A 25558-nucleotide genomic window follows, 5' to 3' on the forward strand; every position below is an offset into this window, starting at 1 on the left:
GGGCGCAATTAAATCTGCACATTTGTATATCTGCATAGGTGCAGAACAAATAGCATGGCCAAAAGTAAGATTGCGTATTTCTGTCAAAGTTGCGGGTTTGAATCACCCAAATGGCTGGGTAAGTGCCCATCATGCCAGCAATGGAACACCTTTGTCGAAGAGATTATAGAAAAAGATCAAAAGTCTGTCCCTACGTGGAAAGTGAGCAATACCACCAGCACTCAACGTGCCAATAAACCGGTAGAGGTAGCCAACATTACTTTTACCGAAGAAGACCGCTTGCTTACTCCCGACAAAGAATTTAACCGTGTGCTGGGTGGCGGCATTGTTGCGGGATCGTTAGTGCTAATTGGGGGCGAGCCGGGTATTGGTAAATCAACCCTCATGCTGCAACTGGCTTTGACGATGCCGAACATACGTGTGCTTTATGTATCGGGCGAGGAAAGCGATAAGCAGATCAAAATGCGGGCTGAGCGGATCACCGAAGTAAAAAGTCAAAATTCAAAAGTAAAAAACCCGGGCAGCGGAGAGAGTAGGGGTTGTTTTATTCTTACCGAAACATCTACCCAAAATATCTTTAAACAGATAGAGGAACTGGAACCTGACCTGGTGATCATTGATTCGATACAGACTTTGCATTCATCGCATATTGAGTCGACGCCGGGAAGTGTATCTCAGGTGCGCGAATGTACCGCCGAGTTGCTGCGTTTTGCCAAGGAGACAGCAACACCGGTATTCCTGATTGGCCATATCACTAAAGACGGGTCCATTGCGGGCCCTAAAATATTGGAGCACATGGTTGACACTGTTTTACAGTTTGAGGGCGACAGACACCATGTTTACCGCATTCTGCGGACGGTGAAGAATCGCTTTGGCTCGGCATCAGAGTTAGGGATTTATGAAATGATGGGCGAAGGCCTGCGCGAAGTATCCAACCCTTCAGAAATATTGTTATCACAACGCGATGAGGCATTGAGCGGTATTGCTATATCAGCTACGCTTGAAGGCATGCGCCCTATGCTGATTGAGACGCAGGCTTTGGTAAGCACATCTGTTTATGGCACACCGCAACGTAATGCTAATGGCTTTGACGCCAAACGCATGAGTATGCTGCTTGCTGTATTGGAGAAACGCTGCGGCTTTAAACTTGGCGCACAAGACGTTTTTTTGAACATTACCGGCGGCCTTAAGGTTGAAGACCCGGCTATTGACCTGGGACTTGCAGCTGCCATTATATCATCGTACCAGAATATACCTATACCATTTAAAACCTGTTTTGCAGGCGAGATCGGTTTATCTGGCGAGATACGAGCCGTAAATCGAGTAGAGCAGCGCATTGCCGAGGCGCAGAAACTGGGATTTGAACAGATTTATATCTCCAAATACAATATGCCATCGGCGGCACAAGATAAAAAGCGCATGGACCTTTCGCGTTACACCATCGACATTAAGATGGTAGCTAATATTGAAGATTTTTTTGGATTGCTGTTTGGGTAACACACCCCTCTAAATCTCCCCCAAGGGGAGACTTTCAAACACCATAGCTAAATAAGCTTTTTGAAGCCCTCCCCTTGGGGGAGGGTTGGGTGAGGTCTTACTGCACGGCTACCGTAATCTTACGGATCACGTTATTGTTATAATCGGCAACGTAAAGATTACCCTGTGAATCAATAGCGATTGATTGTGGATTGCTGAAACGTGCAGCAGCCCCGACGCCATCCTGCAATCCGCTGGTGCCTGCTGCACCTGCGATCACATATAATACCTTTTTATTGGTAATTTCAAGTATACGGCCATTACTGTCGACGATAAACATATTTCCCTGTGCGTCAAAAGCTATACTGGTTGGGCTGCCAATAATTTTTGGATAGTTGAGGCCACCCGCAAAGGTAGTTGCCTCTCCTTTTGAGTTTACCAGGCGAATAGCATTGTTTTTATTGTCGGCTACATAGATGCTGCCTGCGGCATCCATTGCAAGTGCAACGGGATAATTATAATAAGACGTATTGGCATCGCCATCTACGTAGCCCGGTAGCGTATGTTGCGAATAACCAGCGGGTGCCTGGTAGCCCGAAAAATGGCTTACTACACCGTCTGGTGTAATTTTACGGATGACGTTATTACTACGGTCGGCTACGTAAACGTTACCCGATGCGTCGGCAACAGTTGCTGTAGGGTTAAAAAATTCTGCTTTAGTTGCGACATCATTAATATAGCCCGGGATGGTGTTTCCTGCTAAAGTGCTTACCACACCGCCGGTTGAGATTTTGCGGATAACGTTATTGCCTAAGTCGGCTACATATGCGTTTCCTGTCGCATCAAAAGCAATGCCACGGGGGCCATAAAACCTTGCCTGGTTCAGCGCACCATCTGCATAACCCACGGGTGATACGTTTAAAGTAGCTGTGGCAGCACTTGTAGTAATGGTTCTGATAGCATTATTATAAGTATCGCTTACATACAATAAGCTGTTTTGAGGATTATAAGAAATATTTTGAGGACCGTCAAACAAAGCGGCCGCACCAATACCTTCAGCATAACCATTGGCGCCGCTTATGCTGCCGGCAAAAGTAGTTACCGTACCGGTAGGCACAGCATCAGTAGCTGGCATGGTTACCGTAAGCACATCGCTATAGCCAGTGCCGGCATCGTTGGTAGCATACGCTCTGAAATAATAGGTTTGTCCCGGAACCAGGGCTGTAAAGTTGATATCCCATCTGGCGCCTACTGTATCGGTTTTTTTAATGTCAGAAATAGTAGGCGTTTTGTTAGTTGCGCTAAAGCAAATACCATTTTCAGTAATAATGTTGGCCACCGTATTTCGTCCATAAACAGTAACGGTGGTTGATTTTAGTCCGGTTACAACCTGGCTTATTTCAACCGTAGGTATAGCTAAACTTGCGCCTTTACCCTTACAGCCAACAATAGCTGTTATAGAGGCCAAGCATAAGGTTATTACTAAAAAAGAGCTTTGTAGCGATTTTTTCATGTGCTTAATATTCTGTTTCACGTGTATTTGCCCCAACGCCTGCTCATTGCGACGTCGATATCAAACATTTATGCAGCCGCAAAGATAGTTGTTTATTACAGCTTTAAAATTAATCTGCAATTAAAGCCATCTACAGGCTGATAAATAATTTTTAAATATAATTTCATTCGGGCTTATTTAGCCTCTGTTAAAGGTAAACAGCCCCTTATTTAACAATTATTAACATAATGCCGGGTTAAAAACGGCTAACCCAGGCTATTAGTATAGCTTTTAAAAACCAAGCCTGAACAATCTTGTTGCATAGGGATAAGCTTACTCCTATGAAAAATTGCTTTTTGATATTATTAATCAGTCTCTCTGCAAATGCCTTTGCTCAGCATATCCCCTTGCCGCACGGCACTGTTTTCGGCAGCAAACCCTCAACTACCGAAGTTATCGGGGCTACTCACTTAGAGGCTTTCATGGCGAAAAAAACGCGCATCAGTACCACCATTCGCGGCAAGGTACTTAACGTAATCAAAACCAAAGGCGGTTGGTTCAATATCGATGCAGGTAATGGAAGTATCATTGCTGCCCATTTTAAAAACATCGGAATTAATACCCCTAAAGCCCTTAAAGGCAAAACCATTATAGCTGAAGGTGTGGCCGCAAAGCAGTTTTTGGCCGACGACATGCAGCATTTTGCAGGCGATGCAGTTTCAGGGAAAAAGCAGCACCGGGTAAAAGTAGATCCGAAAAGGAAGTTGACTTTTGAGGTTACGGGGCTGATGGTAGATAAATAAGCATGGGGTTAAAATAGAAAGACCCAAGCGATAATGCTTTGGTCTTTCTATTTTTTAGCTTTAAAGCCTATTTGCTCAAGTACATTGATTTCTCTTTGTACAAGTGTCTGAAATATGGGTCTTCCAGATCTGGGATAAAACGAATCGCCTCGCCGGTTGATTTCATTTCAGGGCCTAATTCCTTATTTACGTCCGGGAACTTATCAAAAGAGAACACAGGTTCTTTGATAGCATAACCCTTTGGTTTGCGCACAATATTGAAGTCTTTCAGTTTGTTAACACCCAGCATTACTTTAGCCGCTATGTTGATGTAAGGCACATCATATGCTTTGGCGATGAAAGGCACCGTACGCGAAGCACGCGGATTTGCTTCGATCACATACACCTCTTCGTTTTTAATTGCGAACTGAATATTCAGCAACCCCTTAACGTTCAGCGCTCTGGCAATTTTAGCCGTGTACTCTTCCATCTTTTTGATCACACCTTCAGACAGGTCAAATGGTGGCAGCACTGAGTACGAGTCGCCCGAGTGAATACCTGCAGGCTCAATATGTTCCATCAAACCAATGATGTGTACATCCTCGCCATCGCAGATCGAGTCAGACTCGGCCTCAGAGGCACGGTCCAAAAAGTGATCAATCAATACGCGGTTGCCCGGCAGATTTTTTAACAAACTAACTACCGCTTTTTCCAGATCTTCGTCGTTAATAACAATGCTCATGCCCTGCCCGCCCAGTACGTAACTAGGACGTACCAATACCGGATAACCTACCTGATTAGCTACTACCAGTGCCTCTTCTGCACTCTCAGCTACACCATATTTTGGATAAGGGATACCCAGATCTTTCAACAGGTCAGAGAAGCGCCCGCGATCTTCGGCAATGTCCATGTCATTGAATGAGGTACCGATGATACGGATGCCATGCTCATGCATTTTCTCAGCCATCTTCAATGCGGTCTGGCCACCCAATTGTACGATAACCCCATAAGGTTTTTCCAGCTCGATGATCTCGCGTACGTGCTCCCAGAATACCGGCTCAAAGTACAGCTTATCGGCCATGTTAAAGTCGGTTGATACCGTTTCAGGGTTACAGTTAACCATAATGGCTTCGAAACCGGCCTCTTTAGCCGCTAATAAGCCGTGCACGCAACTATAGTCAAACTCAATACCCTGGCCAATACGATTAGGGCCCGAGCCTAATACAATGATCTTTTTCCTATCAGATACTATTGACTCATTTTCACCCTCGTAGGTTGAGTAGTAGTACGGCGTTTTTGCCGGGAACTCAGCCGCGCAGGTATCTACCATTTTGTAAACGCGGTGTATGCCTAACTCTTTACGGCGCTGGTAAACATCTTCTTCAGTAGTATTGTTATGCAGAATGTAAGCAATCTGCGCGTCTGAGAAACCTTTTTGTTTCAAGGTATACAAAAAGTCTTCAGGGATATTACCTACAGAGTATCTGCGCAATTCTGTTTCCAGGTTCACAATGTCCTGGATCTGGTTCAGGAACCAGCGATCAATTTTAGTTGCTTTGCGGATTGACTCCATCGGTACGCCTAAACTCATGGCGTCATAGATGTGGAATAACCTGTCCCAGCTTGGGTGTTCCAGGCTGTGCATGATCTCTTCCAGATTGCGGTTTTGCTTACCATCAGCGCCTAAGCCGGCACGGCCGATCTCCAGGCTCTGACAAGCCTTTTGCAACGCTTCGATAAAGCTGCGGCCAATACCCATAACCTCACCTACCGATTTCATTTGCAGGCCTAACTCGCGGTTGGCGCCTTTGAATTTATCAAAATTCCAGCGAGGTATTTTAACAATCACATAGTCCAGCGTTGGCTCAAAGTAAGCCGATGTGGTTTTGGTGATCTGATTTTCAATTTCGTCGAGGTTGTAACCGATAGCCAGTTTAGCCGCAATTTTTGCAATTGGGTAACCTGTAGCTTTTGATGCTAATGCTGATGAACGCGATACACGCGGATTGATCTCAATGGCGATAATGTCCTCGTTTGCCGGGTTAACCGAGAACTGCACATTACAGCCGCCGGCAAAGTTACCAATGGCGCGCATCATCTTAATAGCTTGATTACGCATTTCCTGGTAGCAGCGGTCGCTCAGGGTCATGGCGGGGGCTACCGTGATCGAGTCGCCGGTGTGGATACCCATCGGGTCAAAGTTTTCAATCGAGCAGATGATGATCACGTTGTCATTACCATCGCGCAGCAACTCCAGCTCATATTCTTTCCAGCCCAACACCGCCTGCTCCACCAAAACCTCGTGGGTTGGCGATGCCTGCAAGCCACGGCTAAGGGCTGCATCAAAGTCTTCTTTTTTATGCACGAAACCGGCGCCTTTACCGCCCAGCGTGTAGCTTGGGCGAATAACCAGCGGGAAACCAATTTCTTGTGCGGCCTCTTTACCTTCAAGAAATGAGTTGGCTATTTTTGATTTGGCAACACCTACGCCTATATCAACCATAAGCTGTCGAAACGCTTCGCGGTTCTCTGTTTTCTCTATGGCAGCTATATCGACACCTATTATCTTAACGCCATACTTTTTCCAAAGCCCGCGCTCGTCTGCCTCTATACAAAGGTTTAACGCTGTCTGGCCACCCATGGTAGGCAGTACTGCGTCTATTTTTTGTTCGATTAAAATCTGTTCAATGCTCTCGCAGGTAAGCGGCAACAGGTAAACATGATCAGCAATGACATTGTCTGTCATAATGGTTGCCGGGTTACTGTTGATGATTGATACCGTGATGCCTTCGTCTTTTAATGACAAAGATGCTTGTGAACCGGCATAATCAAACTCGCAGGCCTGACCAATAATAATAGGACCAGAACCGATAATCAGGATGTGTTTAATGGAGGTGTCTTTTGGCATAGTGTTTTTAAGTCTTGAGTCCTGAGCTCTGGAGTCTTAAGCCTTGAGATCCGAGTCTCGAGTCTTTTTGACTCTGGACTTTCGACTCTGGACTATCAACCTTGAGCTACTAAATACTATGCGCTGTTAGCGGGTGTTCCGACCCCAGCGTCGGGGTGCAAAGATAGAATTAATGTGGCTATTTTTTGTGCTTTTTTTTAAAAAGTAAATTTGGCTTTAAGAACGCGCTTTTTAAAGCATATTTAAATTAAAATGCCCGGCCGCTACATCGCGAATATGCTTGTTAGTCAAGCGCATCTGCAATGTAACTGTCGGGCAATTTTAGGGTATACTTATTTAAATTAAAAATAGTTTTGGATAAAGGCATGCGCCTGCAAATCGGTTGTTGAGGTAGCGCTGATCCAAATAGTATAAATTTTACCGGCTACCGGTGCAATATCGATAGTTACCGGGTTTACCACACCTGTGGCCGTTGCCGTAAATTTAGCCCCCGGATCAACGTCGTAATATGGAGATGCTGTAGCAAAAACTAACGACTGAAACAGGTTTGCGCCTCCAACAACACTCATGGTAAATGAGGTTTGCGAATAGTTGTCAAGGTTTACAAAGCGCACCCGCGCTTTACCCGCAGGCGGAGCATCCATATAGTCTCTGATACCACCTGATACCAACACGTGGTTAAAGTCCTGAAAAAAGAAAACGGTGGAATACTCGCCAATGGTTGTACCGTAGCTATATGAAATGTTAGCATATGTAGTCCCGGTATTGGCTATGCCTATATTGCTTACACCAGCGGTATAATCAATATACGGCGACACGGCGCCCTCTGACAATTTACCGCCATAAACAAGTGCACCATCAACATAAACATCCTGTGTGTAGGAGTTACTAATGGCATTTACAAAACGCACATGGGTGGTACCGGTTGCCTCGTTTTTCTTTTTAACACAAGCGCTTAGTAAAACGGTGCCGCCCAAACATAAAATAAGTAATTTTTTCATCATACGGTTTTTCTTTAATAGCTGATTGACAATTTGGCTTTTGAGGCAAAACGCGAAATTATAGATTAAATTATTTCGATCAGTTAATTTAACACTTTATAGGGCTACAAACCGAAAGGATCAAAATCCATTATCTCTTCCACGTTTATTACAAAATTCAGCGGGAAACTTACATCAGTTGTGATAGGTATGCCATATCGAACAGCTGGTTTCCACTTACCGGCAGTTTCTTTAACCACACGCAAAACCTCGTTATCCATAGATTTATCTATACCATGTAAAACGTGCAAATTTTCTAACTGACCCTCTTTAGTGACCGTAAACGCAACTAATACCATCCCCCTGTTGTTATTATTAACGTCTTCGTCTTTATACCTAACGCGCCTTCGTAATATATCCCTGAACCTATCCATCCCATAGGCGTAAGTGGCATTGATATTCCGTTTTTGATAGGTATGTTTATTCCCGTCTTTATCGGTCGACGTGCCGGTGATCAAATTGCCTTTTTCGTACGTTTCTATAAAGGTAATCCCGCCGCCATCATCATTCCCTTTCCAATCTCCGCTTCTGTAACCGTCTACCATCTTCCCTTCTTCGAAGGTACCTTTGTAAGTATCGCTGTAATAGCCATTGCCGTCGGTTACCAAAGCGTTACCATTTTGATCAAAATAGCTGATCAGTTTTACCCGGTTGTCCTTACTGCCAACCGGCGGATAATTAAGCATGGCTGATAGTTTTCCATTCTCATAAAAATCGTAGGCAAGACCCTCGGGCTGACCGCTTTTATAAGTAAGCAGCTCTTTCTTTTTACCACTATGATAGTACAACATGCCCGGCCCCTCCAGCCTTAAAGGCACTATTGACGAGGCCGTTCCTATAAACATGCGATTACTATCGGGATAAACATTGATAACATTATAAAACTTTGACCCGGCATCAGGCTCCTGAATAACCTGCATGTAATCGGCACCTTCTTTACTTACAAGGTAAGTACCGTCAAATTTACGGTAGTACAGTTTTTGATGTTTCTGCGCAACTGCGCAAAACATTACTAAACAAAAGCAAAGAGTAAATAGGCATTTCATGAAAGATCAGGTTATGTGTGTGTGGGTTTTTATTTTTACAATTCGTGTTTCGGCAAATTGCAAAATTATAGATTAAATTATCGGGTCAAAAATAATTTAATAACCCAGTAATACCGGTTGATAACGCGACTCCTGATCTATGCCGTTATAAATTAAATTAGTTGCTGATAGCGCCGTAGTTTTTTACTTCGCCCTGTGAATATAGATATTACCACGCGTGTTTTTAAGCAATATTTCTGGCCCGCCGCCGGCAACTTTTCCGTAGATCCAGCCATCATTCGTAAGCTGGTATTTACCATTTTTTTCGCTTGGGGCTGGCTTTGAATGCGATGGGTCGTCGGCCATATCGAAGTCGCTGAACGCTTGTCCAACTTCCGTTTTGATCTTTAAATTGGCCCTTAAACCAGCCGGGAAAGTTATATCGACATCGCCAACAAATGTACTAAAGGCCATAGCTGCTTTGGGGTCGATGGCCTTGAAGGTCACTAACAGCTTACCCCGGTCTGTATTAGCCACAACCGAACCCGAAACGTTCAATACATTGATAGCGCCTACATTGCTTTGAATTTCAAACGCCGAGCTGATATCGTCTACATTAATATCGCCCCTGGTAGTTTTTAGCCTGATGCTGGCTGCATTTGCCGGCACTTTGATAGTAAGATTCACCAATTTGCCAGAGCGGTCGCTAACATTTACCTCGTTATTATTTTCTTGTGCTGTAAGCGACGTGGCCTCCGGTTTGCTTAGTCGCTTCATCCCGGCCGGAGCGGCCTCCTGGCTTTTTTCAGGCGGCTGTACATCTGCATCTATCAAAATTTCCTTACCTGAGTAAGCGCTTATCCTGATGGTGCCAAGCACCAGTTCGACGTTAAGCTTATAGGGCTTAGCCGGGTTACTCAACTTTACACGCATGGGTGCCTGCGCCATTACGCGGGCAGTACCCCATATTATCAACAGGACGAGGCCTGTAAACTTCAATACTTTCATTTTAATGGTTTTTAAATGAGTTTGCCTATCGTTGTTTTAATCTTTTGGCGCACTACTTCATCCAGATCCTTTTGTTTTAATAGCTCCTTAAACGGGTGTACGGCCCGTTTTTCCTGTAGTTTCAGCATCACATCGGCAATAGTTGTTTGCACCAGGGGCGAGTCTTGCGTGGTTATGCTTTGTATCAAGCCCGACCGCACTTCGGGATAATTACCCATTTGCGATAAGGCTTCCAGCGTACTTAATCTGACATTGACGTTGGGGTCGTTATTTAAGGTTTCCAGCAGCGCTTCTATTACCATTTTATCAGGCTGTTTGATATCGCTGGTATAACTCACGGCTTTTATTCTTTCTGAAGCCAGAGGGTTATCCAACATCGCCAGCATCATGGTTTGTTTTAATTCGTGCAACTGGGTTTGCATGGCTTGTAATTGCTGCTGCTGGCGACTATTGCTTTGCAACAACAAGGTCGCGCCAATGCCCAATACCACTGCTAGTATAGCATAAGCCAGGGGCATACGGTATTGCAATTGCCAAAGCTGTTTAACGCGTTCTTTCCAGCTTGTTAATTTACCGGGTTCAGAGGCGGCCTGCTTAAAATCATTGAGCATGGCATGAAACTTCAGCTCCATTTTTTCAGATGGCTCCGGCATTGCTATTTCTCCCAATTTATTCCAGATCAATTGTACTGCCGCCAACTCTTCGCGACAAGCAGCACAACTATTCAAATGCTGCTGCAAGGCGGCTTGTTCAGCCTCGCCGAGCATACCATGTTTTTGATCTAAAAACATCTCCCTGTAGTGCTCACATTTCATCGTATTCCTGTTTTATGTTCTATTTTCAGATAGATCTGTTTGAGTTCTTGCATCGCCCTGTATATCCTCACCTTGACTGCTCCGGGCGTTATGCCGATGATGTCGCCTATCTCGGCATATTTCAGTTCCTGGAAACGGCTCAATATTAATATCTCCCTATCCTGTTCATTTAACTTCAGCATGGCTTTAGCTAAACCCCGCCGCGCTTCTTTTTTCTCTAAATGCTCATCTAACAACAGTCCGTCGCCTATGCGTTCTTCGTGGTCGTCAAGCTGATCATACTGTGCGGCAGCGCCTCGTTTTTTAAAATGGTCTTTCAATTCGTTACGGGCAATATGGTACATCCAACCGCTAAAATGGCTGTTAACGGTAAAGCCTTGCCGGTATTTCAGCATCCGGTAAAATACGTTTTGCGCCAGGTCTTCACTTACGTCGCGCCGGCCCGTCATATGAAACAGGAAGCCGTATAACGAACGGGAATGCCGCTCAAAGAGCACGCTCATCCTGTCCAGATCACCGGCTTTTACCAGTAGCATTAAACTATTGTCGTCTATTTTATTCAAGCCGGTTTAGTGTTTTTTGCCCTTACATGATTGTAGACCGCGCCATACAAAAATGGTTACTGAAAATATTCATTTTTTTTGACACCAAAATATCACGGCCGTTGCATTGTCAAAATCCCACTAATAAAGTCGATTTATTGATGCTGATTGAATTTGTGTAACCTTTTTTTTATAGCGTGGTCTACAATCACAAAACCCATAAAGACCTAAATGAAAGCACTTATTTACAAATCGGCCGTTTTAGCATTTATTTTATTTTTAAGTATTATTTATCAAAGCCATGCACAAACTATATCCGGCAAGATTACGGAAGCCGGAGGCAAAGGAATTGAAAACGTCAGTATAACTGTTTTAAAAGCAACCGATTCTGCCGTTGTAAAATATGGCATGAGCGATAAAGACGGGTACTTCAATATTGCCTATTTAAATAACGGCCACTTCAACATTAAGTTATCATGCGTTGGCTACCAAACACAATGGTTAAAAAACATCAAGTTTAACGGGGAGGCTGTTAAACTGGCCGATATTATACTTAATAAACAAGCAAATACATTACAAGAAGTTTCTATTACCAATAAGGCCCCTATTTTGGAGCGAAAGGTTGACCGCCTGATATTTAACATTAACAATACCATATCTGCAAGTGGCTCTTCGCTTTTTGATGCTTTGCAAATGGCGCCTCTTTTAACGGTAACTGAAGATGGTGGTATTTCAATGCCTGGTAAAGGCGGTATGGCTGTCATGATCAATGACAAAATTGTTTACCTGAGCGGAACCCAACTTACCAGCTACCTGAAAACTTTGCGGGCCCAAAATGTAGAGAAAATAGAGATCATTACTACCCCGCCTGCAAAATACGAGGCCCAGGGAAATGGCGGGCTGATAAATATCATTTTAAAGAAAAACGAGGCTTTAGGCTGGCGCGGTTCTGTAAGTTCAACTTATTACCAAAACGCCAATACATCTTATGCCAATAGCCTGAGTCTTTTTTACCGGTCGAAAAAAGTGAGCAGCTCTTTTAATTTCAGCCAGTCGCATTTTTATAGTACTAACAATGAGGTAAACAATATAACAGGGCAACTCCATAAAATCCTGAGTGATGAGCAGCGTTTGGGTAACTCGCCTGCCTGGCAAGGCGGCTTAAGTATAGACTATGAATTAGATAAGCACAACAACATCGGGTTTATTTATAATATTTCTGACAATCAGTCGAATACTCGCTTTAGTAATAACTATCGCTTTGTTACCGGCAACACCGTCGACTCTGTTTTGAGTACCAACGGCCTGTTAGCAAGACCAGTATTTAACCAGACGCTAAATTTATATCATGATTTAAAACTGGATTCGACCGGTAAGAAACTAAGCAGTTCAGTGAACTTATTCAGCAACAAACCCGATATGACCAATGATTTTGTTTCTCAGTCTGACAAAACCTATGCAGCCGTTCAGAACAACAGTTATTCTAAATACAATATCTGGTCCATTCAATCAGACTTAACATTGCCATACAAATGGGCCAAAATAGAAACAGGCGCCAAGTTTGCAACCTATAACAACAAGGCAAGTGTGGCTTACTATAATGGCGTGCATAACAACTTTTTACTGGACAGCACCCGCAGTAACGATTTCAATTATACCGAAGGCAATTTAGCAGCTTATTATAGCATGGAGTCTGAGTTATCCAAAAAATGGTCGGCAAAGACAGGGCTGCGTTATGAATATACCATGATGAATGGCTACTCGCCCACCTTAAACCGGCGCGACAAACGTAATTACGGCGGGTTGTTCCCAACTGCTTACCTGGTTTATAAAGCCGACGGCGATAACACTTTTTCTGTAAACTATTCCAGAAGGGTAAACCGACCTAGTCTTAACTCCTTAAACCCCTTTGTTTACTACACCAATATCTATACTTCAATAGCCGGCAACCCTTCGCTCCTGCCTTCATTTAGTAACAATTTCGAACTGAATTACCTGTATAAGGGACTGTTTTCGTTCACCGTATTTACGCAGCATACCAGCAACCAAATTTCATCTGTTACTAAAGTCGACAGTGCGTTTATACGCAGTATAAGGGGTAACTTTATGACGCAGGATAATATGGGAGCCTATGCCTCTTTTAACAAAGTATTGTTTAAGTGGTGGGAAACCAGCAACTCGGCTTCGTTTTTCTATTCATCTGCAAAATCAACCATAGCCGATATTCATAATCAAAGCGGGCTGTCTGCATCGTTTAACGTTAATAATAGTTTTAACATTAACAAGCTACTAAGCTTTTTTGTATATTACGGTCAAAACCTGCCTTCAACCAGTGGAAATACTTACACCTATGCCCAACGCAATTTCAGAACCGGGGCGCGATTAAAGCTGCTTAACAATAATTTGATCATCAGCCCCACTTATTTTCGTGGTTCGGTTCCCAAATATGATATGCGCTATAGCACATTTATACAGATGGACAAGATGGATTATAATTATAATCTATTTTATGCCAGCCTTACCTATTTATTTGGCAGAACCAAAGTTTCAGGCAATAACAAAAACGTATCGTTTGATGAAAAAAGAAGGGCTCAGAATTAATCTGATCTGATAATTAAGCCCATGACTGATCACACGGTTAGTCAGTTATGGGCTTACAGAATATCTGCTACTTTAAAAGCTTATTATCCGGGTCAGGAAATACCAATATCGGCTGATAGTTACGCGCCTCATCCTGCTCCATATAACCGTACGACATAATGATTACAATGTCGCCAACCTGCGCTAACCTGGCGGTTGCGCCGTTTAAACAAATGGTACCGCTGCCACGCTCACCCTTTATAACATAGGTTTCAAAACGGGCGCCATTGTTATTGTTTACTATCTGCACTTTCTCGTTGGCAATAATATTTGCCGCATCCATCAAATCCTCATCAATAGTTATACTACCCACATAGTTTAACTCGGCCTGTGTAACACGGGCTCTGTGAATCTTTGATTTTAATATCTCAATAATCATGGGGCAAAGTTAGTGTTTTAGTTATTAAAGAATAAAGATTGAAGATTAGTTGACTTTGCTATGGATATTTAAAGTTCGGAGATTAAAAGCTGGTTATTAAGATTGGGGTTGACATGATATCATATGTAGCCCATCCAAACATTGCATGTTCGCCCGGAACTCTTTTTCAACCAATCTGTAATCTTCAATAACTAATCTTTATTTAATCACCACATTATCTATCAATCGTGTCTTGCCAACGGTTGCAGCTACCAGGGCAACAACATTGCCGGTGTTTTTGCTGGCCGGCAGCAAGGTTTCGCCGTCGGCTATTTCAAAATAAGCCAAAACGGTGTCCGGCTCGGCTGCTATGTCTTGCTCAGCCTGGCTTTTTAGTTCTGCTATTTTTTCTGGGTCAAAGTTTTGCTTTACCTTGTTTAATGTTTTTGAAAGGATAAGCGCGTGTTTACGGTCGCCGGGTGTTAAATGAATATTTCTTGAACTCATAGCCAGGCCATCCGTTTCGCGGACAATAGGGCACATAACCAGTTTAACCGGCATATTCAACAGCTCAACCATTTTACTGATTACTAAAAACTGCTGGTAATCTTTCTGGCCAAACAAGGCTATGTCAGGCTTAACAATATTAAATAGTTTATACACCACCTGCGTAACACCCTGATAGTGTCCGGGCCTGAATGTGCCTTCCAGCACCCCCTCTATGGGTCCCAGGTTTAAATGCCATTTCTCATTGCCGGCATACATTTCGTTCACCTCGGGGTTAAATAAAATATCGCAACCGGCTGCATCCAGTTTTTGCATGTCGGCCTGTATTGGCCGCGGGTATATTTCGAGATCTTTCGGGTCGTTAAACTGGGTAGGGTTAACAAATATGCTGCACACTACCACGTCGCCCAGTTGCTTTGCCTGCTCAATAAGCGACAGGTGCCCCTGGTGCAGCGCCCCCATAGTAGGCACAAACGTTATTACAGCGCCTGCGGCTTTTAAATTGCCCAGGTGCTGCTGCAGGTCGGCCTTTTGAGTGAAATTTTTCAAAATGATATTGCAAAAAGTGGGCGAAGTTGCACAATTGATACAAAAATACCAAAACTACTTGTATAATTGATTGATACTTCATATATAATGCTTATATTTGCAAACTCAAATTTTTTGAGATATTACAAATTTAATTCTGATTAGGAGATGGGTAAATCTAAGCTTTTGTTTATAACTCATGAAATGTCACCTTTCCTTGAACTCTCTAAAATTTCTGAAATAACGCGCCAGCTACCGCAGGCGATGCAGGACAAGGGTTACGAAATTCGTATCCTTATGCCCCGTTTCGGCAATATCAATGAGCGCAGGAACAGACTTCATGAAGTGATCAGGCTATCGGGCATGAATATTATTATTAATGATAACGATAACCCGCTGATCATAAAAGTTGCATCTATCCCGGCTGCACGTATGCAGGTTTACTTTTTGGATAACGAAGAGTATTTCCAACGCAAACATGTTTTTGAGGATAAGGATGGCAAGTTTTACGCCGACAATGATGAGCGTATGATCTTCTTTTGCAAAGGTGCATTAGAAACGGTAAAAAAATTAGGCTGGGCGCCAGACGTCATCCACTGCCATGGCTGGATGAGCGCATTGGTACCAGCTTACCTGAAAACCACTTATAAAGACGACCCGACCTTTAAACACTCAAAAATAGTTTACTCTATTTATGAAAAAGGGTTTAACGGTGCGCTGAATGCTGATTTTGCCCAAAAGGCAGTGATGAGCAACATGACGGAAGAACACACCAAAGCCTATAAAGAGGGTAACGACGCTGCATTGTATGCAGGCGCTATTCAATATAGCGACGCCATTGTACTGGCCAGCGAGACCATTGATGCAGATGTGTTAAATAATGTTAAAAACAGCCAAAAACCGGTGCTTGAATTTAATTCTACTGCAGATTTCGAAAATTATTACAATTTTTACGACGAAATTGCCAACGAAGAATTGGCTAACGTTGTATAAGCATTGAGAGATCGAAATATGAAATTTATAAGACTAGACTTATTAACCCTGTTGATAAGTCTTTTTATTTTGAACGGATGTAAAAACCAGGATACTATTGGTTTGGGCGTTATATCGTCAAATCAAATTCAGGGTAACCTGATAGATACATCAACCATTATGGTGCATACCGACTCTACCGGTCAAGGCACTTTGGTTACCAACGGACTGTCGCAAACTCCACTGGGTTTTTTTAAGGACCCCTTGTTTGGTACTACCGAATCAAACCTGGTAATGGATCTTAACCTGCCGGGTACGCTATCGTCTGATGGTACCGCGACTTACACTGTGCCTTATGGTACTATGGTGCTTGATTCGGCCGTTTTGGTTATGCGCTATTCGCCAAATGCCTTTTTTGGCGACTCGCTGGCGTCAAGATACAAAGCCAATGTTTACCAGCTGGGCGAACGGATCTACCCGGGCCATGCCTATTACAGCAGCCAAAACTGGGCTGTTGATAAATCGACATTACTGGGTACCAAATCATTCTTTTCAAGAATTGCTGACAGTATTAAAATAGTTAACCCGGTTGCGGGGGGCCCTGACACAGCAATTAAGGTACCGCCTCAGTTACGTATCCCTATCAGTACAGCTTTTGTAAACAAGATCCTTTTTAATGCGCCTGCGGTTCAGCTAAACTCAAACCTGGTGTTTAAAAACAATGTGAAAGGCTTGTATGTAACACTTGCGCAGGACCAATCGGGCCCCGGTGGTACTTTTATGATGTCACTAGATTCGGCTGCCGCCATACAGGTTTACTACCGCAATACCAATGGTACTGTTATTGATACCGGAATTATCAGCATACCAAGCTTTTTACACGCCGCCGAAATCAGACATACTCCGTCGGCAACCATAAAAGCTGCGCTTGCCAGCACGGAGAACCAAAAGGTAATTTATCTTCAGGGTTTAGGTGGCTTAAAAAGCCGGATCAATTTCCCTTACCTGAAAAACATTCTTAAAACCGTAGGCAACGATGTAATAATTAACCGTGCTGAACTGGTGGTGACTGCACAGCCGGGTTCGACGATTCCGTTTGCACCACTTCCAAAGCTGGGTTTATACCGATGGGATATAGCACATCAGCCGATATTAATACAGGATCAGGCACAGGGCGACCCGCGCTATTTTGATTCGGCAAAAACAGATGGTTTTTATTATAATCAGCAGCAGGACTATCACTTCCTGATCACCGGTTATATTTCTGACCTGATACGTGGTGTAACTACCGATTACGGCGCCTTTATATCCCCGGTTATCCCGACGACCTCGGTATCCGTTGCCCCAACTGCGCAGGTTGCCGGGCGTACCGTTGCAGTAGGCTACGATACCTCGTCGCCTTATCGCATTAAACTTAACCTGTTTTATACTAAGGTTGTCAGGTAAATACAACCGTTTCTTCTCTATATTATTCAAAACAAGAGCAATTAGTTTAAATAACACTAATTGCTCTTGTTATTAACATACAGCTACTTATTTTTGTTAAAACATTAATCATCATCAACATCAATCATTCTTATGTGTGGAATTGTAGGCTACATAGGCTATAGAGACGCTTATCCGATTATTATAAAAGGCCTTCACCGCCTTGAATACCGGGGTTATGACAGCGCCGGTATAGCGCTTTATGACAAAGACCTGAAGGTTTATAAAAAAGCCGGCAAGGTTAGCGACCTTGAAAACTTTGTAAAAGATGTTAACCTGAAAGGCTCTATAGGTATGGGGCACACCCGTTGGGCCACTCACGGCGCTCCCAGTGACAGAAACTCACACCCGCATTCTTCAGGCGACCGTAAGTTGACTATCATTCATAACGGTATTATTGAAAATTATGCCAACATCAAAGAAACGCTTTTGGCTAAGGGCCACGTTTTTAAAAGTGATACCGACACAGAGGTTTTAATTCACCTTGTCGAAGATATCCAAAAAGAAACCGGCCTTGACTTGTATGAAGCCGTGCGCATTACGCTGAATAAAGTTATTGGCGCCTACGCTATCGTTATTATGAGTGCTGATGAGCCTGACGAACTGATAGCAGCCCGCAAAGGCAGCCCGATGGTTATCGGTGTTGGCAAAGGCGAATATTTCATTGCATCTGACGCCACTCCGATTGTGGAGTATACCAAAAATGTTATCTACTTAAATGATAATGAAATTGCCCAGGTAAAACGCGACGAGCTGCTAATCAAAAATATTGACAATACTATCCAGACACCATATATCCACGAGCTGGACATGAAATTAGAAGCCCTTGAAAAAGGCGGCTATGATCATTTCATGCTCAAAGAAATTTATGAGCAGGCTCGTTCAATCCGCGATTGCCTGCGGGGTCGTATCTATCCGTCGCTGGGTAAGATACAGTTGGGTGGTTTAGAGGAGTACTCGAGCAAACTGAAAAACGTCGACCGTATTATCATTGTTGCCTGCGGTACCTCATGGCACGCCGGTTTGGTGGGCGAATACCTGATCGAAGAGTATGGCCGTGTGCCGGTTGAGGTGGAGTATGCATCTGAGTTCAGATACCGCAACCCAATCATCACCGAAAAAGATATCGTTATCGCCATTTCACAATCGGGCGAGACTGCTGATACCATGGCTGCCTTAGAGCTGGCCAAAGAACGTGGTGCAACCATTTTTGGTATTTGCAACGTGGTTGGCGCTTCCATCCCTCGTATTACCGACGCAGGTGTTTATACACACGCCGGCCCGGAGATTGGCGTAGCATCAACCAAAGCATTTACTGCCCAGGTTACCGTATTAACGCTGATTGCCTTCTACATTGCACAACAACGCGGCACCTTATCGCAAAGCAGATTAATTGAGTATCTGACTGAGCTGAACGAGATCCCAAACCTGGTTGACCGAACCCTGCAGTGCAACGAGCACGTTGAAAGCATTGCTGCCCGTTTTAAAGATTCGAACAACTGTTTGTTCCTGGGCAGAGGCAGCTCATTCCCGGTGGCCTTAGAGGGCGCTTTAAAGCTTAAAGAGATATCATACATACACGCCGAAGGCTACCCTGCTGCCGAAATGAAACACGGCCCTATCGCCTTAATTGACGCGGACTTGCCGGTGGTATTCATCGCAACCAAAAATGCATCGTACGAGAAAGTAGTGAGCAATATACAAGAAGTAAAAGCCCGCGGCGGCCACGTTATTGCTATTGTTACCGAAGGCGATACCCAGGTGCGCGACATGGCCGAGTATGTAATTGAGATACCACAGACAGATGACGCCTTTGTGCCCTTACTGGCCACTATCCCGCTACAGTTTTTGGCTTACCACATTGCGGTAATGCGGGGCTGTAATGTTGATCAGCCACGAAACCTGGCTAAATCGGTAACGGTTGAATAAATTTTTTTCGTGGTCGATAGATCATGATTTTATAGTAAAGCCGCTTAGTTTATAAGCGGCTTTACTGTTTCATACCACTCCCTCCGCGTCATTGCGAGCGTAGCGTGGCAATCTCCGGGTTCGGCTATTCCCGCCTATCTGAAGATCGTCACACTCGTACCTCGCTCACGATGACGAAGAGGGATTAATTACGCGCCAACCCACACATAAACAAATCCAATAAAATTTCTACCTTGGTATAGTATATATCTATATCACTATATGACCATAGTACAATTAGAATACCTGGTAGCTGTTGATACCTACCGCAGCTTTGTCGTCGCTGCCGAAAAATGTTTTGTAACCCAGCCAACGCTGAGTATGCAAATACAGAAGCTGGAAGAAAACCTCGGTGTAAAACTGTTTGACCGCTCGCGCCAGCCGGTTACGCCAACAGAGATTGGCATAGATATTATAAACCAGGCACGCATTTTACTGGCTGAAAGCGAAAAGATCAAAGAGATCATCTCCGACCGTCAGAAAGAACTTTCGGGCGAGCTTAAGGTGGGTATTATCCCAACCGTTTCGCCCTACATATTACCCAAAATATTGAGCGGATTCATTGGGAAATATCCGCAGGTAAAACTTATTGTTTGGGAGCAAACTACCGAGCAAATTATTCAGCAATTAAAACTGGGTATGATAGACTGCGGCATACTATCAACCCCGTTACACGAAAGCTCACTAACCGAAATACCGGTTTTTTATGAAAACTTTGTAGCCTATGCCTCGAAGCATAGCAAGCTTTACAAAAAGAAAAGCATAAGCCCCGATGATATTGATATGGAAGAGATATGGGTTCTGAACGAGGGCCATTGCATGCGCGAGCAGGTGCTCAACATTTGCCAGCGACGTAAATCAACGCAGGGCTTTCAGCATTTTGAGTATAACACCGGTAGTGTAGAGACCCTGAAACGTATGGTCGACCAAAACAATGGCGCCACAATATTGCCAGAACTGGCTCTTACCGATCTGAGCGACAAACAGCTTGACAGGGTTCGCTATTTCAAATCGCCGGAGCCGGCAAGGGAGATTAGTGTGGTGATTCCGCGTAACCACCTCAAACGCCGCATGATTGAAGCACTGAAGAATGAGATCCTGGATTTTGTGCCCAAGCGGATGAAAACTAAAAAGAAAAAGGACGTGATGGAGTTTTGAGGGACGTTATACGTGGTACGTTGGACGTTTTACCTGTCAGCGGAGACTCACCCCGACATAGCTTCGCTCGTCGGCCCTCTCTTAGGCAAGCGGTAAAGAGGGCTGTTTTACGAAACCCTCTTTCCGCTGTAGGCGAAGAGAGGGTGGTCCAGCGAAGCGTAGACCGAGTGAGTTCCCCGCGTTAGGGATTGCAGCGGATACCGGCCTTGCGCCTAAGGCCAAAAGGCGTATGAGCGGAAAGCCCGGTCCGCCATCCGGCGGAAACGCCCAAAACACTTCATTATCCAAAATTCAACATTCAACCCCAAAAACGTAAAACGTCCAACGTACTACATAAAACTTATCTAACCCCCCTCCTAAAACCCTATTGATTTTACCCAATAAACCCCTATCTTGTAGCAACAATTCTTTCCTTAACCAATTAAACTATGGCTGCAACAGTACAGGCTGACGATATTCAGCAAACACGCACCCGACTGCAATCGCTCGATGCCCTGCGTGGCTTCGATATGGTTTGGATCATGGGTCTTGAACCGATAGTTAAAAAAATAGCCCGTGTTACGCACTGGCCGGCATTTGAATGGGCCGCCATACAGCTTGACCATCCGGCCTGGAACGGCTTCCATTTTTACGACCTTATTTTCCCCATGTTCTTGTTCATGGCCGGGGTGTCGGTGCCGTTTTCGGTGGGCCGGGCTTTGGAGAATGGCACCTCGCGCAGCAAACTGCTTTGGCGGGTGGTTAAACGGGGGATTATATTGGTGATATTCGGCATTATTTATAATAACGGGCTTAACATACAGCCCATCGCCCAAGTACGCTTTGGCTCGGTACTGGGCCGCATTGGTATGGCCTATATGTTTGCTGCTATTATTTACCTGTATGCAGCCGAGCGCTGGCAGATATTCTGGTTCTGGTTTTTTATTATTGCTTACTGGCTCATCTTGAAGTTTTTGTCGGCGCCCGGCTTTCATGCGGGCGACCTGACCATGCAGGGCAACTTTGCTTCGTATGTAGACCGCTGCCTACTGCCCGGCAAATTGTACCTGGGTATTCATGACCCTGAGGGTATTTTCTCGACCATACCGGCCATCAGTACCGGTATATTGGGCATACTTACGGGCATCACCCTCAAAAAAACAGGACTGAGCCAAATGAAAAAGGTAACACGTATGGTTGTTGTCGGGGTGGTGTTTTTGGTGCTGGCCTGGATATGGAATTTGGATTTCCCGGTTAACAAAAACCTGTGGACAAGCTCATTTGTGCTTAATGTGGGCGGTATTAGCTTACTGCTGATGGCGCTATTCTACTATATCATCGATGTTAAGGGGCACAACAAATGGGCCTTCTTTTTCAAGGTGATCGGTATGAACTCGATACTCATCTACATGTCAACCCACTTTATCGACTGGAACCATACCAACACTGCTTTTTTTAACTGGCTGTTCCAGCTTATTGGCAACCCGTGGAATGCCGTAGCTGCCGCCGTGACCTATCTGCTGATAAAGTGGCTGTTTTTGTATGTGCTTTATAGGCACAAAATATTTTTGAGGGTTTGACGCGCGTTGCGCCGCCATTGGTCATTTGCTTCGCGTCATTGAGTCTTTTTTTGGCCTGTCACCCTGAGCTTGTCGAAGGGCGAGCGCAGGCCTTTGCCGCCAATGCTTCGACGGGCTCAGCATGACAAACGCGCTAGTCCCAATGACCTGATGACACAATGACTTAATGACCTTTAAGTCGCCTTTCATCAGGCACCACCTGCTCAACCGTAAGGCTCCGGCCCTCGTCGGCATTTACCTCGGCGGCGCCGTGGTTGTTAAATACGTCGACGGCTTCCTGGGCCTCGCGGGTTGAGGCCGCGTGGACGGTGATGACCGTACCCTGGCGTGCCAGCGAGGCGTAATGACTGGCGGCGTCGACATCATCATACAGATGCGTGAAGAACTCGCCCACCCGGTCGGTTTCGGCCTCGCCTTCGCTATCGGTATGGACGTCTACGTTTTCGCGCTCAAAGAAGTTGGCCAGCAGATAGTCGGCCGCCTGCTCGGCCAGTGCAGGGTCTGCAAATATTCCGATTACTGTTATCATGCAGGATAAAGGCTTGAGGGGCGCATTTTGTTTGAGGTCGACACAGCTTCTTAACGCTGAGGTGTTTCACTTAAAATATGAAACACTTTGAAACACCATTTTGCGTCATTTAATTGATTTACAGCCATTTAATAAAACAGCGTGAAACACTTTGAAACAGTAGTAATAGTTTAGATGGATTGGGTAACTGGCTTGTGGCTAACGCCTTAAAGCATTTTATGGATTTTTAAAAATTTGGGGTGAAACAGTTGGGGTGAAACACGCCTAAGATTCTTATGCATGGGTTTGGGGGCTAGTATGAGGCTTTATTTCACCACCACGTCATTGCGAGGAACGAAGCAATCTCTATACAGGGCATTCCGTTAAGGGAAGTTCATTACCAAAAGCTGGACGCTTGTAGGGGCAAGAGGACCAACACAGGATAAAATCAAACCATAAACGACAACACTCGCATTTGACTAACTTTACAAAATCTTACTAGATAACATCCTATCTTGGAGTAATTTCATCTACCTTTATTAGGTTATCCTAAAGAAAAACTGCCAATTTTTAAAAATAAGGGCTTAGATAAGTTAGATATGACACAAAAGGAGTTTATCAATCACGTTTTAATAAATGAAATCGGAGACGTTGTCGAACATCATAAATGGTTGTCGTTTATATTGATTTGTTCTGGCATCGAATTTTTGGGAGGCTGTATTGATCAGGAAATTAACAATCTACATGCCTCTAATCGAAGTAGAAAAAGATTTGAAAGTGCTATTAGGAAGTTATTTCCCCCGCAATATGAGCCTTTTTTAGATAAATCATTCGATTTATATAGCCAATTAAGATGTGGAATGAACCATGTAACTATCCCTGGGTTCAAAATTGCCTTAAGTGAAGCAAGTAGCGGCCATAAAAATTTAAGCGAATGGAAAGATCGAATAATTTTTATAGCAGAAGATCTATTTATAGATTTTAAACATGCTTGTCTGAAAGTTATTGACATGATCGATCGGGGACAAATTAAAGAAACATTTGAAATTAGGTTTTAATATATACCTCTTTGAATCTTTCGACCTCTATCGCATTTCACCCCAACACTATCATTATTATATTTAGAGAACGCTTAGTTCCTCGCAATAGCGTTAAGATGAATATATTTCATTTTTAATATGGACATTATAATAAAAATAGCTGATGCTTTAGCACTGATTCTTCAATTTGTTGGAACACTATTTATGTATCTAAATAGTCCAGTCAATAAACCTGAAGGTGTTGTATATCTAAAAAATTTTGGAGAGACAAGTTTCGCAGTTCCAAAAAGGCGAAACAAAATGCTCCGGGTCGGCTTTTTAACTCTAGCAATAGGGTGCGGTGTAGCGCTAATATCTTTGATATTAAAGGACTTTGCTCATGGTATGAAGAGCTGTAATTAGGGGCGAAGAAATCAACGTTTACTTATATCCGATTGCAAGTCATAAAACATTTTATAGCTTCGCCTATGTTCTACCTCATCACCGACCAACCCACAACCTGTCCCATCTGCGGAACCCGAACTGATATCACTGCCGATTTCTACCACACCAACCTACGCCTGTTTGTAAGCGAATGCTTAAATATCAATTGCAAACATGTATTTTTAGAGGTAGAATAACCTGTCACCATGAAAGAAGGCCAAAGTTTATGGACCCGCGAGGAAGCAACTTTAGCAATTAACTTGTATTGCAAAATTCCTTTCGGTAAGATGCACGCCAGTAATCCGCAGGTCATTGAATTGGCTCAACTCATTGGCCGAACGCCGGCTTCCATAGCCCGCAAGTTGGGAAACTTTGCCAGCTTAGACCCCAAGCTTCGCGAACGCGGAATCAAGGGCTTGGAAAATGTCAGCAAGCTCGACAGGCAGATATGGCACGAATACATGCAAAACTGGGATGAGGAGTTTATCGAGGCCGAAAAACTGCTTGCCCAAAAGAAAAAGACCACTATTGAAAAGCTAAACAATATAGACCTTGATAACCTTAAAGATGTTGAAGGGCAAGAAAGGCAGCGGTTAGTTAAAGTCCGCCTAAATCAATCGTTATTTAGAAAAATTGTACTCACCAATTTTAATAATCAATGCTGCATTACCGGTATTGATATTCCCGAATTGATTGTAGCAAGCCATATTTTACCGTGGAGTGCGGATGCGGGGAACCGCCTTAATCCTAAAAATGGACTAGCTTTAAATACATTGCATGACAAGGCTTTTGATTGCGGATTAATAACCGTGACAGAGGATTTAACCATTAAAATTTCGCCGCGCCTTTTTAAGGGTAAAGATATTGAAAGCATCCGGCAAAACTTTATCGCTTATGACGGAAAGCCTCTGATTGAACCTAAGAAATTTTCGCCAGATGTGGAATTTTTGAAAGTCCATAACCAGCGTTTTAAAGTCTAAAGTTCACTTATATCCGATTGACCGGCATTTCATCCTAAGTTATCTTAGCGAATGCCAAACCTCAAATTTTCTTATCTCTATCGCGATAGCAGCAACTATAAAAACTATGGCTATGTAATTATAGCTGCGCCTGCAAACAAAACACTTGAGGAGATCGAGGGTATAATCAAAGCTAAACTAATTGATGAGCAATGGTTTTACACAAACGAATGGCAGGTACCTGATTTGTTCTTCGATTGCTTTAACCCTAATACTGATCCCAAATGGCATGAATTTGAAAGTATTGAATTTACGGACCAAGAAATAAATTGTTGGATACCTATCGTGTAGCGATTGCTACGCTC

Annotated in this window: 23 protein-coding genes; 13 read left to right on the plus strand and 10 right to left on the minus strand. The window is 43.8% G+C overall.

Annotation, left to right across the window (positions count from 1 at the left end; translation table 11 throughout):
* Window positions 1-54 precede the first annotated feature (54 nt).
* Window positions 55-1497, plus strand: a complete 1443-nt coding sequence (gene radA / locus ACFS5N_RS09535; protein ID WP_377184664.1) for a DNA repair protein RadA — start codon at window positions 55-57, stop codon at window positions 1495-1497.
* 97 nt (window positions 1498-1594) lie between these two features.
* Here radA and ACFS5N_RS09540 read toward each other — a convergent pair whose 3' ends face one another.
* On the minus strand, window positions 1595-2989 hold the full coding sequence (locus ACFS5N_RS09540; protein ID WP_377184667.1) for a hypothetical protein: 1395 nt from the start codon (window positions 2987-2989) through the stop codon (window positions 1595-1597).
* A gap of 320 nt (window positions 2990-3309) precedes the next feature.
* Here ACFS5N_RS09540 and ACFS5N_RS09545 point away from each other — a divergent pair, with 320 nt between their 5' ends.
* Window positions 3310-3771: a DUF4920 domain-containing protein gene (locus ACFS5N_RS09545; protein WP_377184670.1), complete on the plus strand. Its 462-nt coding sequence runs from the start codon at window positions 3310-3312 to the stop codon at window positions 3769-3771.
* 67 nt (window positions 3772-3838) lie between these two features.
* On the opposite strand, the gene carB is transcribed toward ACFS5N_RS09545, so the two are convergent.
* The 6 genes from carB to ACFS5N_RS09575 all read right to left on the minus strand — a co-directional run bounded on the left by carB (window position 3839) and on the right by ACFS5N_RS09575 (window position 11109).
* Entirely contained in the window at window positions 3839-6658 is a 2820-nt protein-coding gene (gene carB, locus ACFS5N_RS09550) for a carbamoyl-phosphate synthase large subunit (protein WP_377184673.1), read from the minus strand.
* 341 nt (window positions 6659-6999) lie between these two features.
* Window positions 7000-7662: a DUF4397 domain-containing protein gene (locus tag ACFS5N_RS09555; RefSeq protein WP_377184675.1), complete on the minus strand. Its 663-nt coding sequence runs from the start codon at window positions 7660-7662 to the stop codon at window positions 7000-7002.
* Between the two features lie 101 nt (window positions 7663-7763).
* Window positions 7764-8708, minus strand: a complete 945-nt coding sequence (locus ACFS5N_RS09560; RefSeq protein WP_377184678.1) for a TonB family protein — start codon at window positions 8706-8708, stop codon at window positions 7764-7766.
* A gap of 219 nt (window positions 8709-8927) precedes the next feature.
* Complete coding sequence (locus tag ACFS5N_RS09565) at window positions 8928-9731, minus strand: DUF4097 family beta strand repeat-containing protein (RefSeq protein ID WP_377184681.1); 804 nt, start codon at window positions 9729-9731, stop codon at window positions 8928-8930.
* An 11-nt stretch (window positions 9732-9742) separates the two neighbouring features.
* Window positions 9743-10546 (minus strand): HEAT repeat domain-containing protein, encoded by an 804-nt coding sequence (locus tag ACFS5N_RS09570; protein ID WP_377184683.1) that lies wholly within the window; start codon window positions 10544-10546, stop codon window positions 9743-9745.
* On the minus strand, window positions 10543-11109 hold the full coding sequence (locus ACFS5N_RS09575) for an RNA polymerase sigma factor (protein WP_377184686.1): 567 nt from the start codon (window positions 11107-11109) through the stop codon (window positions 10543-10545). Before ACFS5N_RS09575 ends, ACFS5N_RS09570 begins: the two co-directional genes overlap by 4 nt.
* A gap of 210 nt (window positions 11110-11319) precedes the next feature.
* Between ACFS5N_RS09575 and ACFS5N_RS09580 the strand changes: the two genes are divergently transcribed.
* A complete protein-coding gene (locus ACFS5N_RS09580; RefSeq protein WP_377184689.1) occupies window positions 11320-13689 on the plus strand; it encodes a TonB-dependent receptor domain-containing protein in 2370 nt (789 codons plus the stop codon).
* A gap of 67 nt (window positions 13690-13756) precedes the next feature.
* On the opposite strand, the gene panD is transcribed toward ACFS5N_RS09580, so the two are convergent.
* Complete coding sequence (gene panD / locus ACFS5N_RS09585; RefSeq protein WP_377184692.1) at window positions 13757-14107, minus strand: aspartate 1-decarboxylase; 351 nt, start codon at window positions 14105-14107, stop codon at window positions 13757-13759.
* A 198-nt stretch (window positions 14108-14305) separates the two neighbouring features.
* Window positions 14306-15142, minus strand: coding sequence for a pantoate--beta-alanine ligase (gene panC / locus ACFS5N_RS09590; RefSeq protein ID WP_377184695.1), 837 nt, complete (start codon window positions 15140-15142; stop codon window positions 14306-14308).
* A gap of 147 nt (window positions 15143-15289) precedes the next feature.
* Here panC and ACFS5N_RS09595 point away from each other — a divergent pair, with 147 nt between their 5' ends.
* The 5 genes from ACFS5N_RS09595 (at window position 15290) to ACFS5N_RS09615 (ending at window position 22263) form a co-directional block, all read left to right on the plus strand.
* Window positions 15290-16114, plus strand: coding sequence for a glycogen/starch synthase (locus ACFS5N_RS09595; RefSeq protein WP_377184698.1), 825 nt, complete (start codon window positions 15290-15292; stop codon window positions 16112-16114).
* A gap of 18 nt (window positions 16115-16132) precedes the next feature.
* Window positions 16133-17539, plus strand: coding sequence for a DUF4270 family protein (locus ACFS5N_RS09600; protein ID WP_377184700.1), 1407 nt, complete (start codon window positions 16133-16135; stop codon window positions 17537-17539).
* 132 nt (window positions 17540-17671) lie between these two features.
* Complete coding sequence (gene glmS, locus ACFS5N_RS09605) at window positions 17672-19507, plus strand: glutamine--fructose-6-phosphate transaminase (isomerizing) (protein WP_377184703.1); 1836 nt, start codon at window positions 17672-17674, stop codon at window positions 19505-19507.
* Between the two features lie 261 nt (window positions 19508-19768).
* Window positions 19769-20704: a hydrogen peroxide-inducible genes activator gene (locus tag ACFS5N_RS09610; RefSeq protein ID WP_377184706.1), complete on the plus strand. Its 936-nt coding sequence runs from the start codon at window positions 19769-19771 to the stop codon at window positions 20702-20704.
* A 428-nt stretch (window positions 20705-21132) separates the two neighbouring features.
* Complete coding sequence (locus ACFS5N_RS09615) at window positions 21133-22263, plus strand: acyltransferase family protein (RefSeq protein ID WP_377184709.1); 1131 nt, start codon at window positions 21133-21135, stop codon at window positions 22261-22263.
* 163 nt (window positions 22264-22426) lie between these two features.
* On the opposite strand, the gene ACFS5N_RS09620 is transcribed toward ACFS5N_RS09615, so the two are convergent.
* Window positions 22427-22792 (minus strand): hypothetical protein, encoded by a 366-nt coding sequence (locus ACFS5N_RS09620; protein WP_377184711.1) that lies wholly within the window; start codon window positions 22790-22792, stop codon window positions 22427-22429.
* A 578-nt stretch (window positions 22793-23370) separates the two neighbouring features.
* On the opposite strand from ACFS5N_RS09620, the gene ACFS5N_RS09625 reads away from it, so the two are divergent.
* The 5 genes from ACFS5N_RS09625 to ACFS5N_RS09645 all read left to right on the plus strand — a co-directional run bounded on the left by ACFS5N_RS09625 (window position 23371) and on the right by ACFS5N_RS09645 (window position 25544).
* Window positions 23371-23829, plus strand: a complete 459-nt coding sequence (locus tag ACFS5N_RS09625; RefSeq protein WP_377184714.1) for a hypothetical protein — start codon at window positions 23371-23373, stop codon at window positions 23827-23829.
* 120 nt (window positions 23830-23949) lie between these two features.
* The gene (locus ACFS5N_RS09630) at window positions 23950-24213 is read left to right on the plus strand and encodes a hypothetical protein (RefSeq protein ID WP_377184716.1); all 264 of its coding nucleotides are present in this window, start codon (window positions 23950-23952) and stop codon (window positions 24211-24213) included.
* A 65-nt stretch (window positions 24214-24278) separates the two neighbouring features.
* A complete protein-coding gene (locus ACFS5N_RS09635) occupies window positions 24279-24431 on the plus strand; it encodes a hypothetical protein (RefSeq protein WP_377184718.1) in 153 nt (50 codons plus the stop codon).
* A gap of 9 nt (window positions 24432-24440) precedes the next feature.
* Window positions 24441-25214, plus strand: coding sequence for an HNH endonuclease (locus ACFS5N_RS09640; protein ID WP_377184721.1), 774 nt, complete (start codon window positions 24441-24443; stop codon window positions 25212-25214).
* Window positions 25215-25265: 51 nt separating this feature from the next.
* Window positions 25266-25544 (plus strand): hypothetical protein, encoded by a 279-nt coding sequence (locus ACFS5N_RS09645; RefSeq protein WP_377184724.1) that lies wholly within the window; start codon window positions 25266-25268, stop codon window positions 25542-25544.
* Window positions 25545-25558 lie beyond the last annotated feature (14 nt).

Source organism: Mucilaginibacter ximonensis, assembly GCF_042686265.1.
Classification (GTDB): Bacteria; Bacteroidota; Bacteroidia; order Sphingobacteriales; family Sphingobacteriaceae; genus Mucilaginibacter; species Mucilaginibacter ximonensis.

Bases quoted from the DNA above. Each gene is read 5' to 3' on its own strand.
- ACFS5N_RS09645 (WP_377184724.1), top strand. From the start codon at position 25,266: ATGCCAAACCTCAAATTTTCTTATCTCTATCGCGATAGCAGCAACTAT.
- ACFS5N_RS09640 (WP_377184721.1), top strand. From the start codon at position 24,441: ATGAAAGAAGGCCAAAGTTTATGGACCCGCGAGGAAGCAACTTTAGCA.
- carB (WP_377184673.1), bottom strand. From the start codon at position 6,658: ATGCCAAAAGACACCTCCATTAAACACATCCTGATTATCGGTTCTGGT.
- ACFS5N_RS09545 (WP_377184670.1), top strand. From the start codon at position 3,310: ATGAAAAATTGCTTTTTGATATTATTAATCAGTCTCTCTGCAAATGCC.
- ACFS5N_RS09610 (WP_377184706.1), top strand. From the start codon at position 19,769: ATGACCATAGTACAATTAGAATACCTGGTAGCTGTTGATACCTACCGC.
- glmS (WP_377184703.1), top strand. From the start codon at position 17,672: ATGTGTGGAATTGTAGGCTACATAGGCTATAGAGACGCTTATCCGATT.
- panD (WP_377184692.1), bottom strand. From the start codon at position 14,107: ATGATTATTGAGATATTAAAATCAAAGATTCACAGAGCCCGTGTTACA.
- ACFS5N_RS09555 (WP_377184675.1), bottom strand. From the start codon at position 7,662: ATGATGAAAAAATTACTTATTTTATGTTTGGGCGGCACCGTTTTACTA.
- ACFS5N_RS09570 (WP_377184683.1), bottom strand. From the start codon at position 10,546: ATGAAATGTGAGCACTACAGGGAGATGTTTTTAGATCAAAAACATGGT.
- ACFS5N_RS09595 (WP_377184698.1), top strand. From the start codon at position 15,290: ATGGGTAAATCTAAGCTTTTGTTTATAACTCATGAAATGTCACCTTTC.
- ACFS5N_RS09580 (WP_377184689.1), top strand. From the start codon at position 11,320: ATGAAAGCACTTATTTACAAATCGGCCGTTTTAGCATTTATTTTATTT.
- ACFS5N_RS09625 (WP_377184714.1), top strand. From the start codon at position 23,371: ATGACACAAAAGGAGTTTATCAATCACGTTTTAATAAATGAAATCGGA.
- ACFS5N_RS09600 (WP_377184700.1), top strand. From the start codon at position 16,133: ATGAAATTTATAAGACTAGACTTATTAACCCTGTTGATAAGTCTTTTT.
- ACFS5N_RS09560 (WP_377184678.1), bottom strand. From the start codon at position 8,708: ATGTTTTGCGCAGTTGCGCAGAAACATCAAAAACTGTACTACCGTAAA.
- ACFS5N_RS09565 (WP_377184681.1), bottom strand. From the start codon at position 9,731: ATGAAAGTATTGAAGTTTACAGGCCTCGTCCTGTTGATAATATGGGGT.
- radA (WP_377184664.1), top strand. From the start codon at position 55: ATGGCCAAAAGTAAGATTGCGTATTTCTGTCAAAGTTGCGGGTTTGAA.
- ACFS5N_RS09630 (WP_377184716.1), top strand. From the start codon at position 23,950: ATGGACATTATAATAAAAATAGCTGATGCTTTAGCACTGATTCTTCAA.
- ACFS5N_RS09620 (WP_377184711.1), bottom strand. From the start codon at position 22,792: ATGATAACAGTAATCGGAATATTTGCAGACCCTGCACTGGCCGAGCAG.
- ACFS5N_RS09635 (WP_377184718.1), top strand. From the start codon at position 24,279: ATGTTCTACCTCATCACCGACCAACCCACAACCTGTCCCATCTGCGGA.
- ACFS5N_RS09540 (WP_377184667.1), bottom strand. From the start codon at position 2,989: ATGAAAAAATCGCTACAAAGCTCTTTTTTAGTAATAACCTTATGCTTG.
- ACFS5N_RS09615 (WP_377184709.1), top strand. From the start codon at position 21,133: ATGGCTGCAACAGTACAGGCTGACGATATTCAGCAAACACGCACCCGA.